This window comes from Acinetobacter sp. V89_4, from assembly GCF_029967875.1.
Taxonomy (GTDB): domain Bacteria; phylum Pseudomonadota; class Gammaproteobacteria; order Pseudomonadales; family Moraxellaceae; genus Acinetobacter; species Acinetobacter oleivorans.
Genome location: NZ_JASCAI010000018.1, coordinates 44,822 through 61,558 on the forward strand (window position 1 = coordinate 44,822; position 16,737 = coordinate 61,558).

General features: G+C 38.3%; 16 protein-coding genes. 7 read left to right on the forward strand and 9 right to left on the reverse strand.

What is annotated here, in order from left to right; all coding sequences use genetic code 11:
• Positions 1-178 precede the first annotated feature (178 nt).
• The 3 genes from QLG01_RS06515 to QLG01_RS06525 form a co-directional block, all read right to left on the reverse strand.
• On the reverse strand, positions 179-1,654 hold the full coding sequence (locus QLG01_RS06515) for a hypothetical protein (RefSeq protein WP_282496052.1): 1,476 nt from the start codon (positions 1,652-1,654) through the stop codon (positions 179-181).
• A 299-nt stretch (positions 1,655-1,953) separates the two neighbouring features.
• Positions 1,954-2,523 (reverse strand): dCTP deaminase, encoded by a 570-nt coding sequence (gene dcd, locus QLG01_RS06520; protein WP_003653416.1) that lies wholly within the window; start codon positions 2,521-2,523, stop codon positions 1,954-1,956.
• A 115-nt stretch (positions 2,524-2,638) separates the two neighbouring features.
• Positions 2,639-3,232: a LysE family transporter gene (locus QLG01_RS06525; RefSeq protein ID WP_013198826.1), complete on the reverse strand. Its 594-nt coding sequence runs from the start codon at positions 3,230-3,232 to the stop codon at positions 2,639-2,641.
• A 361-nt stretch (positions 3,233-3,593) separates the two neighbouring features.
• On the opposite strand from QLG01_RS06525, the gene QLG01_RS06530 reads away from it, so the two are divergent.
• Complete coding sequence (locus tag QLG01_RS06530) at positions 3,594-4,163, forward strand: DUF2062 domain-containing protein (RefSeq protein ID WP_003653419.1); 570 nt, start codon at positions 3,594-3,596, stop codon at positions 4,161-4,163.
• Positions 4,164-4,194: 31 nt separating this feature from the next.
• On the opposite strand, the gene QLG01_RS06535 is transcribed toward QLG01_RS06530, so the two are convergent.
• The 3 genes from QLG01_RS06535 to QLG01_RS06545 all read right to left on the reverse strand — a co-directional run bounded on the left by QLG01_RS06535 (position 4,195) and on the right by QLG01_RS06545 (position 7,047).
• The gene (locus tag QLG01_RS06535; protein WP_282496053.1) at positions 4,195-5,067 is read right to left on the reverse strand and encodes a 5'-methylthioadenosine/S-adenosylhomocysteine nucleosidase; all 873 of its coding nucleotides are present in this window, start codon (positions 5,065-5,067) and stop codon (positions 4,195-4,197) included.
• Positions 5,068-5,210: 143 nt separating this feature from the next.
• Complete coding sequence (gene apbC, locus QLG01_RS06540; protein WP_005303005.1) at positions 5,211-6,401, reverse strand: iron-sulfur cluster carrier protein ApbC; 1,191 nt, start codon at positions 6,399-6,401, stop codon at positions 5,211-5,213.
• A 145-nt stretch (positions 6,402-6,546) separates the two neighbouring features.
• Positions 6,547-7,047, reverse strand: coding sequence for a hypothetical protein (locus QLG01_RS06545; protein WP_013198830.1), 501 nt, complete (start codon positions 7,045-7,047; stop codon positions 6,547-6,549).
• A gap of 393 nt (positions 7,048-7,440) precedes the next feature.
• Between QLG01_RS06545 and metG the strand changes: the two genes are divergently transcribed.
• Positions 7,441-9,507, forward strand: coding sequence for a methionine--tRNA ligase (metG, locus tag QLG01_RS06550; protein ID WP_282496084.1), 2,067 nt, complete (start codon positions 7,441-7,443; stop codon positions 9,505-9,507).
• A gap of 108 nt (positions 9,508-9,615) precedes the next feature.
• On the opposite strand, the gene QLG01_RS06555 is transcribed toward metG, so the two are convergent.
• The 3 genes from QLG01_RS06555 to QLG01_RS06565 form a co-directional block, all read right to left on the reverse strand.
• Positions 9,616-9,951 carry a calcium-binding protein gene (locus QLG01_RS06555; protein WP_282496054.1) on the reverse strand — a complete coding sequence of 112 codons (336 nt, stop codon included), beginning with the start codon at positions 9,949-9,951 and terminating at the stop codon, positions 9,616-9,618.
• Positions 9,932-10,120, reverse strand: a complete 189-nt coding sequence (locus QLG01_RS06560) for an NF038215 family lipoprotein (protein WP_003653431.1) — start codon at positions 10,118-10,120, stop codon at positions 9,932-9,934. The genes QLG01_RS06555 and QLG01_RS06560 overlap by 20 nt, the downstream gene beginning before the upstream one ends.
• 162 nt (positions 10,121-10,282) lie before the next feature.
• Positions 10,283-10,906 (reverse strand): LysE family translocator, encoded by a 624-nt coding sequence (locus tag QLG01_RS06565; RefSeq protein ID WP_004641496.1) that lies wholly within the window; start codon positions 10,904-10,906, stop codon positions 10,283-10,285.
• Positions 10,907-11,084: 178 nt separating this feature from the next.
• Here QLG01_RS06565 and QLG01_RS06570 point away from each other — a divergent pair, with 178 nt between their 5' ends.
• From QLG01_RS06570 to QLG01_RS06590, 5 genes are all read left to right on the forward strand, one after another.
• Positions 11,085-11,654 (forward strand): TetR/AcrR family transcriptional regulator, encoded by a 570-nt coding sequence (locus QLG01_RS06570; protein ID WP_004641494.1) that lies wholly within the window; start codon positions 11,085-11,087, stop codon positions 11,652-11,654.
• Positions 11,651-13,294: an MFS transporter gene (locus tag QLG01_RS06575; protein ID WP_282496055.1), complete on the forward strand. Its 1,644-nt coding sequence runs from the start codon at positions 11,651-11,653 to the stop codon at positions 13,292-13,294. Before QLG01_RS06570 ends, QLG01_RS06575 begins: the two co-directional genes overlap by 4 nt.
• Positions 13,295-13,334: 40 nt before the next feature.
• The gene (locus QLG01_RS06580; RefSeq protein ID WP_282496056.1) at positions 13,335-14,474 is read left to right on the forward strand and encodes an HlyD family secretion protein; all 1,140 of its coding nucleotides are present in this window, start codon (positions 13,335-13,337) and stop codon (positions 14,472-14,474) included.
• Between the two features lie 64 nt (positions 14,475-14,538).
• Entirely contained in the window at positions 14,539-15,420 is an 882-nt protein-coding gene (locus tag QLG01_RS06585; protein ID WP_282496057.1) for a pyridoxal-phosphate dependent enzyme, read from the forward strand.
• Between the two features lie 117 nt (positions 15,421-15,537).
• Positions 15,538-16,737 (forward strand): NAD(P)/FAD-dependent oxidoreductase, encoded by a 1,200-nt coding sequence (locus tag QLG01_RS06590; protein WP_282496058.1) that lies wholly within the window; start codon positions 15,538-15,540, stop codon positions 16,735-16,737.

A 16,737-nucleotide genomic window follows, 5' to 3' on the forward strand; every position in this document is an offset into this window, starting at 1 on the left:
AATCCTTGATGCCAGGTGAATCTATCCTTTTCACCTTAGACAAAGAGGCAAATCTAAAAGATATTGCCAACCTTTCCACATTTCTATTATGCGGAATATTTGCACAAATGCAAAAAAAAGCATGTAAAAAATTACTTTTCCGATGAATGTAAAGCAGCCTAGCCTGCTTTCTCAGAATTTAACAAAAAGTTAAACCTGAACCATGGCAGTTTGGCTTAAAGTTTTGATTCGTTAACTGCAAGTTGCTTAAATTTAATGTGAGCGGACTATTTTTTAAATCAATCGTACCAATATTTACATCTAAGTCAGCCCCTAATAATAATCCATCAAGATCAGAAGTTTGTGCTGGATGAGATTGTAAAAATGCTGAAACTGCTGTTGAAATTTGCGGAAATAGTGGCGAAATATCAATTGCATCTTGTGGAATAATGTTACCGACGTTAACTGGATTTGCAAAAGACATCCACCAGCCTTTTTGAGCCACGTCATCTGCTTTCGCACCTGGCCATTGGAGCATTTGATTTTGCAGAGCTAGATACATTGGTGAGTTAATAGGTAAATTATGAATTAGACCTAATGACTGAGTTAAATTTAAATTCGCAGTAATGTTTGAAATTGTCCCGTTCATATATACATTTGAAAACTTTTTACCTGGACCAGCAATTAAACAAGCAAATAAAGTACAGTCTGTTACAGTAGCTTCAACTTTACCACCTTGAGTATAAATACCAGTTGGTTCAGGATAAGCTGGGTCGTGCGGACCTGCAGCATTGTATTGCACAACACCATCTACTGGGTACGAACTACTATGTCCTACATAAATATTAGGGACTTTGACGGGCGCAGAAAGTACTTTAGAACTGATACGATTACCATTGACCTGAATTGGAGCAATCTCAAAATAATTATTTTGAATGCCAGGGATATTAAATCCCCCATTAGATGTAATAAATTGAACTTCAGCAAGGCTACCCGCACTTAAAGCTTGCAAACGACCTGTAACGGCGTTTGCCCCATATAAGTTATCTCGAGTGGACGAAGTTGTGGCATAACCTTTAATTAAACCACTACTATCCGATTGAACCTGCATATAACCAGAAATCGAGTTAATACCATTTGGCCTAGATGTATTTTCAGTACCTGCTGTAAGCAAGCCAATAAATTTTTCAGCACTTAATCTTAAACCGGCGACTTCACGAGTTGATGCAGAATTAGGGTTTTTAATTGCAAACTCTATGAACGGATTTGTTAAAACAGCAGAAGATGAAGCACGCTCTTCGCTAGTCATGGCCAGAGGATTACCATTTGCATCGAACTTTTGTCCACTTAAGCTCAGATTATCAATATCAATATCACAGCCACCAGCACCATTAACACCGCCACAACCTAACTGTAGTTTACGAATATTGGTGTTAATTTCTAATTCAGCTTCCAAACCTAATTTATAGAAACCAATATTACTACTGTTGTCGCGTAATTTTTCTAAATTTGCAGAGTCCGTAGGCGCAATATAAGACATACTCATTAAAGCTTGGCCACGAGTTGCGGATAGTTCCGAATCTGACATAGGGACTAATGTAGAGGCAGCATACGCTGAAGAAAAGCATAAGCTTCCAAGCGCTATCGCTACATGAAGAGACGTAAACTGTCGCATGACCGACCTCCGTATCCTTGGGGGCATAATCCTGTTTAATTTCTTTTTATTTGGTTTGCCTAAATTTAGTAGATATCCAAACAATTACGACTAAAAAGACAACCGATACATTTGCTTTTAAATTCTGTGATGCAGAACAAAAAAACAAATCAATTATTGATCATATTATATTATTTTTTACAAAAGGAAACTGTCGTTTATCATAATTCCGATAAACGCATCTCTTGTAAATTTTATTTATAAAAATTGGGCCACCTCAGTGACCCATTATTTTAAAACTTTTCTTTATCTAAGAAAAATTATGTTTTAGGAAGTGTAACGCCAGTTTGTCCTTGGTATTTACCACCACGATCTTTATAAGATGTTTCACATACTTCATCACTTTCAAAAAATAGCATTTGTGCTACACCTTCCCCTGCATAAATCCGGGCAGGTAAATTAGTGGTGTTTGAAAATTCTAAAGTTACGTGACCTTCCCATTCAGGCTCTAATGGAGTTACATTCACAATGATACCGCAGCGAGCATAGGTCGATTTACCTAAGCAGACTGTCAACACATTACGAGGAATACGGAAATATTCGATTGTACGCGCTAAAGCAAATGAGTTTGGCGGAATAATACAAACATCAGATTCAATATCGATAAAGCTTTTGTCATCAAAATTCTTTGGATCGACAATTGCAGAATGTACGTTAGTAAAAACCTTAAATTCACGGGCACAGCGTACATCGTAACCATAGCTAGAGACCCCGTAGGAAATCAACTTTTCACCATTTTCATCAAAACGGACTTGATTCTCTGCATAAGGTTCAATCATGCCGTGTTTTTCGCTCATCTCGCGAATCCAACGATCAGACTTAATAGCCATGTATTTTCTATCCAAAAGGTAATTTCATTGATTGCGACGTACTTTAACGTAAAAAAGCAATTATGAAAACAACGCTTGAGCTACTCTTCTCGATAAGAATAGCTCAGCTGTACATTTAAAGGTTCAGTAAAGCAGAATAACTAATTGGAATTGAAAAGCTGACTAAAACAAGTGAAGCCGTTCTTTGTAAATTAGTTTGATTTAACCAACCCACTTTCTTAGATGCTAAAACTGAACCCAAGAAAATCCAGAACAACGCAATTGGTGTAATGAGTGCTAAGTAAGCCATCATATGAACCAAATAAATATGAAAATTACTCCATGCAGCTACCGGAAAAATTGCTGAAGCAAACAGTAAGGCTTTGGGGTTCAATAAAGTTGCACAAAATAATTCACGAGCACGGATTGTAGGCTGATTTAATTCAACTTCTTGATTTGCCGTATGCCATAACTTAATGGCTAAGAAAATAATATAGCAAGCACTCAACAGCTTAAGAATAGGCGGCAGCAATGGCAATGTGTTGGACACTTTCCCAATTAGCATTCCCCATGCAGAAATAGAGATCACGTAACCCAAAACTTCTGCTGGAATAAGTTTTACTGACTTCCGTAGTCCTACTTGCACGCCTGAAGAAGCGAGCAAAGTGTTAGTTGGACCAGGGGTAAGTAAAATTGTGGCTACTAAGCCAATAAAAAGCCATGAAATCATTGAATGACCTCACAATATAGTCATCTCAGATTAATAGATATCCAGTCACATGGCAAAAGCTAATTGTAAGACAAAATTTTTCAAATCATTTTTAATTTAAAACAAAAACATTAAAAACAATTACTTATAGAATTACTAGAGAAAGCAGTAAAGAAAACTTTACGGTCAGTTGTTATGCTTTTCAAATAGTTTCATACTTAAGTAACATAAGTATTTTTATTTTAAGTCTATTTTTCCATCAAAAGCCTTTATAATAAAAAATATATAGCGATGGTAAGTTTAAATTTTAAGCTTTTAATAAGTTTCAATTCATATATTGTTTCTGATTTTTTTATATAGAGCACCGAGCTCTACTACCTTAATGATTATGGCAAAGCACTTTTTTCAATCTTGGCTTCCCTCACCCGAGAAAGTTTCAAATATGAAATTTCTAAGGATTTTTGGTAAAAAGACCTTGAATCCTGTGCTTTGGTATGTCAATCGAAAATCGATTACCCGAGCTGTTTTTGTCGGAACTTTTTTTGGTTTACTCCCTATTCCTTTTCACAGTGTATTTATTGTGATGGCGGTCTTACTATTCGAAGTAAATTTACCAATTAGCTTAATGCTGGCTTGGCTAAGTAACCCGCTTACTTTAGTTCCAATTCTCTATATTGGTTTTTGGTTTGGTGCGCATATTTTTCATGTGCATATGATCAATAAAGAAATGTTACTAGGTGTATTGCACCAAATTTCCCGCTGGATTACTCATTTCGGGCACGGGCATATTGATTTTAGTCTAGCGAAAATTTTGATGACAGGTCTGGTTGTCGAAGCTTTTGTATTTGCTGTCATTTTATATCTATCTACAGAAATTTTTTGGCGTTGGATGGTTATTAAAAACTGGAAAAGTAGACACCGTCATAAAAAGCAAGAAGAAGAAGTTTTATAAATCTCCAAGCTTCTTGCTAAGTCTTAAATTATTATTTTGGTAGTTTTGATTTCATATATTCTTCAGCCACATTGAGTACATACTCTTGGCAAGCCTCTCCTGTACCAGGGTCATAAGCTCCGTTATTCGTAATATTATTAGATAAAATTCGAATGCCTAAAAACGGAACATTCAACTGACTTGCAATTTGTGCAACTGATGCTGCTTCCATTTCCTCAACTGAAGTGCCATAACGCTGATGGAAAAATTGAATACGATCAAGTTCGTTATTCCAAACATCTGCTGAACCAATCGTTCCCTCAACCACCTCACCTTTGTCATAACGGACTTTATGTGCCGCCATTAATAGCTCTTGATCACCTTCAAATTTGCGTATTGCAATCGGTTCCGGATCAGACTCATCTGTTGGCAAAACATCAAACGCCTCAACCCAAGTAAGTGAATTTGACCCAGCACCCAATGGCTGTTTAGGAGTTCTAAATGCACCAATATTGGTCGCATATTTTCCTAAAACAATATCGTAAACGTGTAGATCTGGGTCGTGCCCACCTGCTGTTCCCTGATTAATGATCGCAATCGGTTTATAACGCTCAATAGCTAAAGCAGTTACAGCAGCAGAATTGCTCATCCCCATACGGGTTTTAGAAATAATCATTGGATAACCGTTATAGGTACCCTTCCAGAATTTCCACCCACCAATTTCTTCAACAGTCTTATTCTCTAATTTTGAAGCCATTTTTTCCGATTCTACTGGCAAAGCACCCTGAATAATAATCGGCTGTAATTTCTGTTTTTGTTCCTGAACTGTTGGTGTTTGTGAAACAGAAGAGTCGTCATTATTGCATCCGACTAAAAATAAAGCGCTACATAAACTGATTACGCCAAAAGCACATTTAAATTGCATTTTTTACCCTTTCTTTTTAAAAAGTGTAAAGTAGCAATCTACATGCCAATTTCAAGTTTAGCTTTGTTATTAAAATTCAGTAATTTAATTTTTTATTTTAACCACACAATAAAAAACCCGACTTAAAGTCGGGCTTTAATAAGTTAAAAAATCCGCTTGTCATCACGTGTACGTTGAGGAATTTTTTCAATTTGTTCCCACATAACTTTAGCAATATCAATATAACTATCAGCCGCATCATCCATTGCTACAACACTAGGTTTACCCTGATCAGCATGCTCACGGATCTGAGCATTTAAAGGTAAGCGACCTAACAATGGAATATGGTACTGTTCAGAGAGCTTATCACCTCCACCAATACCAAAAATTTGTTCTTCATGACCACAGTTAGAGCAAATATGCGTCGACATGTTCTCAACGACACCTAATACAGGGATGCCAACTTTATTAAACAACTCAATACCTTTTGTAGCATCTAGTAAGGCAACATTTTGTGGTGTAGTCACAATGATTGAACCAGTCACTGGAATACGCTGTGCAAGCGTGAGTTGAATATCACCAGTACCCGGTGGCATATCAATCATGAGCACATCTAGATCAGGCCAAAGCGTTTGATTAAACAATTGCATTAAAGCACCCGTTGCCTTTGGTCCACGCCACGCGACAGGTGTGTTGTTATCACCAGTTAAATGTCCAATCGATAACACGGCCATCCCATAGGCATCTAAAGGCACGAAATTTTCACTTTCAATAAGAGGTGTTTTGCCTGCATTGCCTAGCATTGTCGGGATACTTGGGCCATAGATATCGGCATCCAAAACCCCAACCTTAAGTCCCATTTTTTGCAAGGCAAGTGCTAAATTGACCGTAGTTGTCGATTTACCAACACCACCCTTACCAGATGAAACTAAAATAACATGCTTAATACGTGGATGAAGTGGTACATCTCTTTGTTGCGGAGCGGCTTTTTGAATAGGGGGATTATTCGGATCTGGTTCTGATTTAGGTGAAGCATCTAGTACAGGAGGTAAGTTTGAACTTTCCTGTGTAGGACGCTTCTGTTGCACCACATGCAGGTTTAGTTCTTCAATACCACACTTTTCTAAAGCCCCAGCCAAATCATCATGAATTTGCTGCAAGTGCTCTTTTTCATCAGGAAATGTATTAATTGTAAGTTGTAATACACGACCCTGAACTTGGAGCTGACTAATGCGATCTTTTAAAGCATCTTTTGAATGGGGTAATAAATAATTTTGGAGTACGGTTTGGATTTCATCTTCTTTCACTTCTTGTGCGGGTGAAAAAACAGACTTTAGAGAAGAAAGCCAAGACATATTGTTTACTCCAAAAACAGATCATTACAGCTTAATGGAGATAGTGTAACAGTATTGGTCCGCACTCGCTCACCTTGGGATGAATAATTACTCACTTACAATCTCATCTTTTTGGTGAGGAGTGCAGATTTTAGTTTAGATCAGCTTATTCAGCAGAATCATGGTTTTTCAATTTATTTAACTTATCAGTTGCTGTTTTCTTTAACTCGTCAAATTTTGCTGTTGCTTGAGTTTTTAACTCATCAAATTTTGTTGCAGCCTCATCTTTTAGCTCTGCTGCCTTAGCTTTGGCATCATCAAGTTTATGGCTTGCCTCAGTACGTAAATGATCGAACTTGTCTTGCAGAGTGTGCTGAGCATCTTCAAGTTTGCCTTTCAAATCACTTGCTTTATCTTCAACCGCCTCTTTACCAGCAGCTTGCTTCTCTTTTACATTTTCCTTTAAATCATCCAAAGCTTTTTCGCCTTGAGCTTTTGCATCTGCCGCTTTTGCTTTTAATTTGTCTACTGTATCTTCAACTGCTTCTTTACCAGCAGCTTGTTTCTCTTTTACATTTTCCTTTAAATCATCCAAAGCTTTTTCACCTTGAACTTTTGCATCTGCCGCTTTTGCCTTTAAATCATCTAATTTATTTTCAGTAGTCATCGTTGTTATCCTCGTAGTTAATTAAAAAATTACCTGAATAAGTTATTAGTTATACATCGTTATGGCTTGTTTTCTGACCGTAACTGCAATTTGAAACAAAGACAATACAGGAAGATTCAAATATTTTTCGATTTGTTTATCTGTTCTAAAGAGAAATAACTTCTCAATTAAAAACCGATTTTTACGAATACTCATTGTTACCCAATAAAGATTATTATCCCACCACTCAAACACAGCTCTCGCCTTGCGCTCGGGCAAAGATTATTAATCTTTGCTTATCCCACCACTCAAGCTTAGCTCTCGTCTTACACTCGGACAAAGCGTTGCTTTGTTTTTCCTCCTTCATCAGTTAAAATCTTCCACCTTATAAATACGAATGAGAGAATGAAATCCGTGCGTAAAATTTTAGTCACTAATGCCCTTCCTTACGCTAATGGTCCAATTCATATGGGTCATTTACTCGGTTACATCCAGGCAGATATCTGGGTTCGTGCCATGCGGGCAATGGGTCATGATGTGACTTATGTATGTGCGGATGATGCTCATGGTACTGCTATCATGCTACGTGCTGAGGCAAACGGTATTAGCCCTGAGGAGCAAATTGCGAACGTTCAGAAAGAACATATTCGTGATTTTGATGGCTTCGGCGTACATTTCGATCACTATGATTCAACTCATAGCGATGCCAATAAAGCACGTTCAACAGATATTTATATTAAAAACCGTGAAGCTGGAAATATTGCAGTTCGTCCTGTAACTCAATTATTTGATCCAGAAAAAGGAATGTTCTTATCTGACCGCTTCATTAAGGGTACATGCCCAAAATGTAAATCAGAAGATCAATACGGCGACTCATGTGAAGTTTGCGGTACGACTTATAATGCAACGGAGTTACTTAACCCGCGCTCGACTTTAAGTGGGGCAACACCAGTTGAAAAATCTTCAGATCACTATTTCTTTAAACTACCGAACTTTGCTGACTATTTACAGAAATGGACCCGTGATGAAGGTCGCTTACCTGTTTCGATTGCAAACAAACTCGATGAATGGTTTGAAGCAGGTTTAGCAGATTGGGATATTTCTCGTGACGCACCATATTTTGGTTTTGAAATTCCAGATGCGCCAAATAAATATTTCTATGTTTGGGTAGATGCACCAATTGGTTATATGTCTAGTTTTGAAAATTACATCAAAGCGAAACGTCCAGATTTAAACTTTGATGATTTCTGGAAAAAAGACAGCCAAAACGATGTTTACCATTTCATTGGTAAAGATATTGTTTATTTCCATGCATTATTCTGGCCTGCAATGTTAGATGGCGCAAACTATCGCACTCCAACTGGTCTGTTTGTAAATGGTTTCTTGACTGTGAACGGACAAAAGATGTCTAAGTCTCGCGGAACTTTTATTAAAGCAGAGACTTATTTACAGCATTTAAACCCAGAATATTTACGTTACTACTTTGCCTCTAAACTTTCAGATAAAGTTGAAGACTCTGATTTAAATCTTGATGATTTTATTCAAAAAGTAAATTCTGACTTAGTCGGTAAAGTAGTCAACATTGCTAGTCGTTGCGCTAAATTTATCAACAGTAGCTTTAACAATACTTTATCTGCTGAATGCGCAGAACCTGAATTGGTGCAAAGCTTTATTGATGCAGGTGATTCAATCGCTAGTGCATATGAAGCACGTGAATTCTCGCTAGCTATTCGTGAAATCATGGCGCTAGCTGACCGTGCAAACCAATATATTGATGAGAAAAAACCTTGGGCACTTGCTAAAGAAGAAGGTCAAGAGCAACAAGTTCTTGATGTATGCTCGGTTGGTATCAATTTATTCCGTCAATTAGCAGTGTACTTAGCGCCTGTTCTTCCAACTTTGGCTGAGCAAGTTCAAGGTTTCTTAAAACTTGAAAGTTTTAATTTCGAATCACGTAAACAAATTCTTGTAAGCCACGAGATTGCACAGTTCCAACCGCTCATGCAGCGCGTTGATCCAAAAGCTGTTACCGCAATGGTGGATGCTTCTAAAGAGTCTTTAGGTACTCCTGCTCCAGAAGCCACTAAAGCAACAGCGAAAAAGGACAAAGCGGCAGAGAAAAAAGCTGCCCCTACTCCAGCAGTGGGTGAAGCTGAAATTATCGGTATCGAAGACTTCTTAAAAGTTGACTTGCGTGTTGCTCAGGTTGTTGAAGCAGGTACAGTTGAAGGTTCAGATAAGTTACTTCAACTGACGTTAGACGTTGGTGAAGCTGAACCACGCAATGTATTCAGTGGCATTCGTAGCCAATATGCACCAGAAGATTTAAAAGGTAAATTGGTCGTCATGGTGGCTAACCTTGCACCACGTAAAATGCGTTTTGGTATTTCAAACGGAATGGTACTTGCTGCTGGAAATGGTGAAGGTATTTTCATTATTTCTCCAGATACAGGTGCGAAACCAGGCGATAAAGTGTCTTAATCTGTCTTAATAAAAAAGCTTCCTGAATTGGAAGCTTTTTTATTTTAGGAATATCAAAACTGAGTGAATTAAAATATTAAATGAATTTAGGAAGCCAGTGCTTTCAAATTATGACCACGGCCACCCTTCACAAGGGTTATTAAATAAAACATGTATGTTTCCTAACTCCTCATTTGTTAAATAACCATTTTTATTTTCATCTAGATAATGAAATAGCTCTATTTGCTTATTTTCGCCTTGAAAACGTTTATCACTCGGCCAGTTGTAAGGATAGAAATCTTCAACTCGTTGAAATTCTTTTAGGCTATACATGCCATCATGATTTAAATCATATTTTTCCTGAAAAAGCTCCCAATCTAAAGATGCAGGTTCGCATGCATTGACCATACTCAAAACACAGTAAGTCGCACACCCTGCAAGTAACTTAATAGTTGGATTGCTCATGATTATTCGCTTGGATATCGGAAATTTTATAATCCTTTTCATGAACTGGAGTGCCAACAATACTCATGGTCCGCTCATTTGCTGGTGGTTGTTTACTCATCGTTCTCATCTCACATCCTGTAGTTAAGATGAGAAAAACTACAGAAATGCTCACCATTAGTTTTTTCATAACGTGATCCTCATTTCTTTTTGTTTTATTTATTAAGTTACCACTTTTTAAATGTTTAAATGCTAAAAAAGATATTTCAATTTGTATATATTTTACGCAAAAATAAAGCCAGACTATAAACAGCTGGCTTTGGATTTTTTAGATATTTTAATTAAAGACTAATCATTTGAAGAAAATTAGCTTTAAACCCAATAGGCTAACAATGCTTCCAGCAACTCGGTCAACACCAGTTTTTGCCTTTAAGTACATTGTTCTAGGCTTCTCTGAAGATAGCAGCATTGCCACACATGAATACCAACCAGCATCAATCATAAAACAAATAACTGGCAATGCGACGTAGTAATAATTTGGGATTTCTTTCGGCAGTAAAGCAGTAAATACACTTGCTAATACAACTGCGATTTTTGGATTACTTAACTGAGTAATCAAACCATATCGATATGCTTGTTTATAGGTCATTTTCGATTTTGCATCGTTTTCCATTGCAATTGGTTCTTTGGCATGTTTAATAATTTTAAAAGCTAGCCAAAGTAAATAAAGCCCACCACCAATTTTTAAAATTAAATAAGCAGAAGGTACAGCCAATAAAACCGCTTGTAATCCCATAACAGCTAATAGGCCAAACAGAGCCGCGCCTGTACCCGTTCCTAAAGCCGTGAACAAACCATGTTTACGTGATTTAGAAATTGAATTTTGTGCCACATAAATAAAGCTTGGCCCAGGGCTTATTGCTCCCAGCATCAATGCCATAGCAATTGAAAAAAGAGGAATAAGGGACTCAAACATTGTATTGACCTAGCATTACGCAATTGCGCGGTATTCTACCAGCTTTTTATGACGCATATAAAAATGCAGAAAATATAAATGATGAAAATTGAATTTTCATGTTTTTACAATTTATATCTTCACAACGGACAAAAATGTCCGTTAAATATATAACCTTTAAAACTCCCCAATCGATGACATGAGTAAACGTCAAAAAATTGCTGCCCATAATCGGGATGAATTACTCAATGCAGCCGAAGAATGTTTTCGTATTCATGGCATTAATGTCCCCTTACAAGTTGTGATTGACCACGCTGGTGTAGGACGAGCAACGTTCTATCGTAACTTTTGCGATCGCAAAGCTTTAATTAGCGCACTTTTAGAACGTGCGATTACACAGCTAGAGCAAAAAGCAGCTCATTTTCAACAATTCGGAGACGGTTTATTTCGTTTAATTGAAGGACACATTGGGCAACTTCCCAAGCTCGCAATTTTGCAAGATTTTTGGAGAGTAATTGATCGACAAGACCCAATCATGTTAAAAATCTATGAACGGCGAAATAATGCACTTAATCCACTGATTGAAAAAGCAATAGAACAAAAACTGTGCCGAGCTGATCTAACTGCCGATGACTATGCAATGGTCACTGCAATGTTAGGTTCTTCATTTCAAGGACATGAGCCAGAAGAACAGACTCGCTTAGCAAAACGAGCAATTGAATTACTATTTCATGGTATTCAAATACAAAAAATTCGAGGGATAGAATGAGTAAAACGCCTCGTTATCTAGAAACACCACCCGACTGGACACCAGAAGAGCAACCGACTCTACCTGGTTCACCAGCAGCTATTGCGCATTCTGTACCTAAGCGTTTTATTTACTTTTTTATTGGTTTATTTATCGCCCTGTCGGCAAGCTTAAGTAATGGTTTTATTACAGCAAACTTACCTTTAATCCAAGGTGAATACGGTCTTACCCCTTCCGAAGCTGCTTGGCTGCCTGCAGCCTATGTCATGGCAAATGTCAGCTCAAATCTGATTTTGTTTAAAGCCAGACAACAATATGGCCTGAGAGTATTTTCAGAAATAGGACTCGTTATTTTTATTGCGGTTCTTGTTTTGCATATTTTTGTGCACACCTATGAAATGGCACTATTCGCTCGGGTTGTGGCTGGTTTAGCTGGTGCACCACTAAGCTCTTTAGGTATGTATTACACCATGCAGGCCTTTAAAAAAGCAGACATGGCAAAAGGAATATATATCGCCTTCGGCTTTCAGCAACTTGGCGTACCCTTGGCTTGGATTATCTCTCCTTTCCTTGTAAGTACAGACAGTTGGTCTGTTCTTTACACCTTTGAGCTCGGTTTAGCACTTTGTTGTTTAGCCATGGTCGTTTCATTGAAATTACCACGTAGCTTAAGAATTTATGTTTTTGAGAAGCAAGATTTCTTTACCTTTGCCTTATTGGCTCCTGGCTTTGCCTGCTTGTGTATTGTGCTCACGCAAGGCCCAATTTTATGGTGGTTTAATAGTGAATGGCTTGCTTACGTCTTAATTGCAGGTTTTAGCTTAGTCGTTTTAGGTTTACTCTACGAACACTATCGTGCCAATCCCTTAATTATGACACGCTGGTTAGGTACTGCTTCGACCTTACGTTTCATTTTTGGTGCTTTTGCTATCCGACTTTTAATGTCTGAACAAAGCTACGCTGCTGTTAACTTCTTAAAAACAATGGGAATGGGTCCTGACCAATTTGTGCCACTTTATGTTGTCATATTGGTAGGGATTTTAAGCGGAACACTTTTTAGCGCACTTACTTTTTCACGCGAACGAATTATCTTCCATTTACTTTTTGCAGAGTTCCTCATTCTGGTTGCTTGTGGACTAGATTATCACCTAACCAGTGATGTCCGACCTGTGAATTTCTTTGCCAGTCAGTTTCTAGTCGGTTTTGCTGGTGGTCTATTTATTGGCCCACTGCTACTGATTGGCTTTGCGCAAACGCTTGCCAAAGGCCCATCTTACGTAGTGACCTTTATCGTATTATTTTCTGCTACCCAAACTTTCGGTGGTCTTGTCGGATCTTCTTTTTTCTCGACCTATCAACAACATCGTACGCAAAACTATCAGGCAGAGATTATTAAAGATTTAGAACAAGCGGACCCTCTAGTTGCTCAAAGGCTCTCGACCTATCAACGCAGTGCATCCATCACCACTACTGACCCAGCATTACAAACAGCTCAATCCATGCGCTCACTTAATCAAGTGGTCACCCGGGAAGCCCAAGTGCGTGCCTACAATGATGTTATTGCTTTAAACGGTATTTTTGCCGTCGCCCTACTCTTATGGGGTGGATTTAATATTGCACGTAGTAAATATCTACAACGCAGAGGAATTAGCCGTCCTTAGTGGCTTTCGTATTTGATGAAATAGAAATTGAGATTGATATATGTCAGATGATCAAAACAAACCGGAACCAACACCAGCTCAGGCACCCGCCAACGAGCCAACACTTGCACCTGCACCTGCACCTGCACCTGCACCTGCAAGTAAACTGATTCCGACAAAACGCTCAACACTGTTATGGATGTTAGGTGTTCTTATTGTCGGTATTTTAGTGATTTTATGGGCATGGAGAATCGGGCCATTTGCAACGAGTGTCCAGCAAACTGACAATAGTTATGTCAAAGGTAAAACCACGATTTTATCGTCACAAATTAATGGTTACGTTAAAGATGTAGTCGTTAAAGACTTTGATCATGTCAAAAAAGGTCAAGTGCTCATGCATATTGATGCAACCACTTACGATCAAAAAGTAACGCAAGCAGCATCAGGTGTTGAGCAAGCTAAAAATACCTTAGCCAATCAAACTCAATCCATTGCCCAGAAACAAGCTGATATTGTGGCGGCACAAGCCAAAGTGGATCAAGCCAAAGCTCAATATGAACTTTCTTTAGCCCAGCTTAGACGCTATCAACAGTTAGGAAATAGTGGCGCAGCTTCTAAATCTGAGCAAGATAAAGCTGCAGCAGATGCTGAAAATAACCTTGCAGCACTAAAGCAGGCAGAAGCAAATGTGCTAGTTGCAAATGAAGCACTAAAAACAGCACAAGTTGCAGAAGCGGGTTTAGAAGCACAAGTTTCAAGTGCTAAAGCACAGTTAGACCAAGCACAAACCACCAAAGACTATAGCGTTATTGTTGCTCCGATGGATGGCCAACTTGGTGAAGTTAATCCTCGAGTTGGTCAATATGTAGCAGCAGGCTCACAGTTACTCTACCTCATTCCACAGCAAACTTGGGTGATTGCCAATTTCAAAGAAACCCAAATTGCCAATATGCGAATAGGTCAGAAAGCATGGTTTACAGTCGATGCGATGAAACACAAAAAATTTGCAGGACATGTTGAGCAGATCTCACCTGCTGCTGGTTCCGAGTTCAGTGTGTTAAAACCTGACAATGCGACAGGTAACTTTACTAAAGTTGTTCAACGAATTGCCGTACGCATTACTATTGATCCAAATCAGGAAGGAATGGAACACTTACGCCCTGGCATGTCAGTGGTTACTTCTGTCGATACAAATTCGTAAACAGCTTTTTAAAGTTCTATTTAAAAAGTTACAATGTGATCAATCATTATTTTCTCAATTTCTAATGTTTGATCACATTGCTCAATCAGTTCCTTATCAACATATTCAACTACCTAATCCCCTGCATCTCGACATTAAGCGGCTAGATTTAATTCATCCTCAAATTTCGGGTAATAAGTTTTTCAAATTAAAATACAATTTGCTTGTCGCAAAACAACAAGCGTTATCAGGCGTTTTGACTTTTGGTGGCGCTTATTCAAACCATATTGCCGCAACTGCGTATGCAGCCCATCTTTTTGGCTTTAAAAGTGTAGGCATTATTCGTGGTGAAGAATTAGCAACCCAGCCTCTTAACCCAACACTGGCAAAAGCTCAAAGTCTAGGAATGCATTTACATTTTGTCTCGCGCACTGAATATCGCTTGAGGGATGATGCAAACTACCTTCAACAATTACACAATCAATTTCCTGAAACTTTCATTATTCCTGAAGGTGGTTCTAATGAGCTAGCAGTTCAAGGTTGTCAGGAAATTCTTAGTCAGAATGATTTAGAACAATACGATGTAATTTGCTGTGCAGTTGGAACTGGAGGAACGATTTCAGGACTCATTGAACGAAGCGCACCGCATCAAAAGGTTCTAGGATTTTCAGCATTAAAAGGCGACTTTCTACAACAAGAGATTCAGCAGTGGACTAAAAAACAGAATTGGTCGCTGACAGATGCTTATTGCTGCGGTGGTTATGCGAAAACTTCATCTGATTTACTAGCATTTATAGAAAATTTCGAAGAACAATACGCTGTACCCCTTGAACCGATCTATACGGGAAAAATGATGTTCGGTCTGTTTGACCTTATCAAAAACAACTACTTCCCTGAAGGAACTCGCATTCTGGCAATTCATTCTGGTGGCTTACAAGCAGATATAAGAAATAAACCAAGCTACTGACTCATAAATATTTAGGGAGCCTTATTCACCAGAGCAGTAAATGTCTTTAGCATGACTAAGGCTTGGCATGATAGTATATGCCCCTTTTTAATTTTCAAGATTAATCGAGAACCTTTTATGTCTAACAGCCATGTTGATGTCATTGTCTTAGGTGCAGGTGCTTCTGGACTCATGTTGGCTGCACATGCTGCTAAACGTGGGCGCTCGGTTTTAATTTTAGAAAAAGCCAATAAAATTGGTAAAAAGATTTTAATGTCAGGTGGCGGTAAGTGTAACTTTACCAATCTGTATGTCGAACCTGATAACTATATTTCTCATAATCCGCACTTCGTTATTTCTGCCTTGTCACGCTATAGCAACTGGGACTTTATCGGTTTGGTATGTGACTACAAAATTGCCTATGAAGAACGTAAACACGGGCAATTATTTACGCTAAACGGCGCTAAAGAAATTTTAGAAATGCTTGTGAGCGAGTGTAATAAAACCAAGAATGTGGATATTCAAACTCATTGCGAAGTTGGCCAAATTACACCCTTAGAAAAAGGTGGGTTTTCACTAAACACCAATCAAGGACATTACACTTGTGATTCTTTAGTTATTGCCACTGGTGGCTTATCCATTCCGACTCTTGGGGGATCTGGATTTGGCTATGAACTAGCACAAAAATTTGGCCATCAAGTTTTTCCAACTCGTGCAGGTTTAGTTCCATTTACTTTTTCAGATCACATTAAAGAAGTGACCACACGTTTAAGTGGTAATGCTTTGGATGTGACGTTAAGCAACTCAAAAAATAGCTTTACTGAAGCGTTATTATTTACCCACCGTGGCTTGAGTGGGCCAAGTTCTTTGCAGCTTTCAAACTATTGGAAATCAGGAGAAATTTTTAAAATTGACTTCTTCCCTAGCCAAGATTTAGCAACCTATTTAAAAGATAAAAAGAAAGCACAGCCAAAAGTTTTATTACGTACCCTTCTTAATGAGTTTACTGCCAAAAGTATTATCCAAGAATTACAACAACTCATCTGGCCAGAACAGAGCGAAATAGCGATTGGTAATATCAGTGATGCACAGCTAGATCATATTGCCGAGCAGTTACATGGCTTTGCAGTTAAACCGTCTGGCACAGAAGGATATCGTACCGCTGAAGTTACTTTAGGCGGAATAGATACAACAGAAGTATCTTCTAAGACCATGGAGAGTAAAAAGCAGAAAGGACTGTTTTTTGTTGGCGAGGTACTCGATGTCACTGGACATTTAGGGGGCTACAACTTCCAGTGGGCATGGTCTTCTGCCTATGCTGCTGCCCAATATGTATAA